The following is a 349-nucleotide window of genomic DNA, read 5'->3' on the forward strand; positions in this document are numbered from 1 at the left end:
AAAAAAACGAACCTAAGCACTCAAAGAACAAAAAAGGCCAATTTTGCCAGCAACGAATCTTATCCTAGAGTAAGAGAGCCTGCTGGGAAAAAAGCCAGCAAAAGAACCTTGAAAACTGCATAGCAACGTAAAAAGCAGGAAAAACGAGACATCAAATCAAAAAAGGTGTCCGTAAAACTTCAAGCTGAAGAGATTGTGGTCAAGCTACAAACAGCTGACGGTGAATCCCTCGGCACACAGAGGCGAAGAAGGACGTGGCGACCGACGAAACACTCCGGGGAGCTGGAAGCAAGCATCGAGCCGGAGATATCCGAATGGGGCAACCCCAAGTACAGCCTGTTGAATCCAT

Annotated in this window: 1 rRNA gene; it reads left to right on the plus strand. The window is 46.7% G+C overall.

Annotation, left to right across the window (positions count from 1 at the left end):
• Positions 1–197 precede the first annotated feature (197 nt).
• Positions 198–349: ribosomal RNA gene (locus tag FLQ44_RS25660) — 23S ribosomal RNA — on the plus strand; the annotation flags it as partial.

This window comes from Vogesella mureinivorans (genome assembly GCF_007644035.1).
Lineage (GTDB): Bacteria > Pseudomonadota > Gammaproteobacteria > Burkholderiales > Chromobacteriaceae > Vogesella > Vogesella mureinivorans.